The following is an 813-nucleotide window of genomic DNA, read 5'->3' on the forward strand; positions in this document are numbered from 1 at the left end:
ATACCGGGGTAATTAAAAACATTATCGCGATAAATATGATGACTGACCATCCCTCTGGCACGCCGAAATAAACCCCCCAGCTAAAAACAAAAGCGACTATTGACATCACAAGGGCCGGAAAAGACCACAAAAGCGGCATAGCAACATAATCCCCTTCGGGGAGTTTTAACGCTGAAGGCTGTGTCGCCGATAATACCGTTAAAGCAGCTTTACCCTTTTCTGATGCAGCAATAAGTTGTGCTCCTTGCCCATACCTCGCAGCATCAGAAGCCACTGCCAGTGCAAGCCACCTGTAACCTGCGGTATATTCACCAAAAGCCAGTTCAAGATCGATTCTTTCCGCTGCCACTTTGCATTCGTTCAATGCATTCAGAAGTGGATATTTTTCTGTCTGTGCTAATCCGGTATGCCAAAGTATTTTGGGGGCAGTTGTTTGTTCACCTGCCAGATACACAGGTACCGAATCAGCAAGATCAGCGTCGCCGGTTAAAGGCTGGTAAAGATAAACAGGTTTGGGCTTTTCATTCACCGGATATTCTTTGCAAATAAATAAGGCTGTGGCACTTTCCATGCTGTTCACCGTTTCATCATTGTAGAGATCGGCAATAATAATTAAACGGCTATATTGCCATTGATTACCTGACTCTTCGATCATTGCTGCCAGCACGCTGTAATCCGGACATTCACAGAGCTGCGTTATTTCATTTTTAAATTTGAGACCATGTTCATCTAATACTCTGCGTAATTCTTCGGTTGTTGTATTATCACCTTCACGCAACCAATAGAATACCTCTACCTCAGGATATTTAATTA

1 pseudogene is annotated in these 813 nt (G+C 43.5%); it reads right to left on the minus strand.

Features of this window, described 5'->3' with window-relative positions:
- Positions 1–813: pseudogene (locus J1785_RS00635) on the minus strand (hypothetical protein); the annotation flags it as partial.

This window comes from Rahnella perminowiae, assembly GCF_019049755.1.
GTDB lineage: Bacteria > Pseudomonadota > Gammaproteobacteria > Enterobacterales > Enterobacteriaceae > Rahnella > Rahnella perminowiae.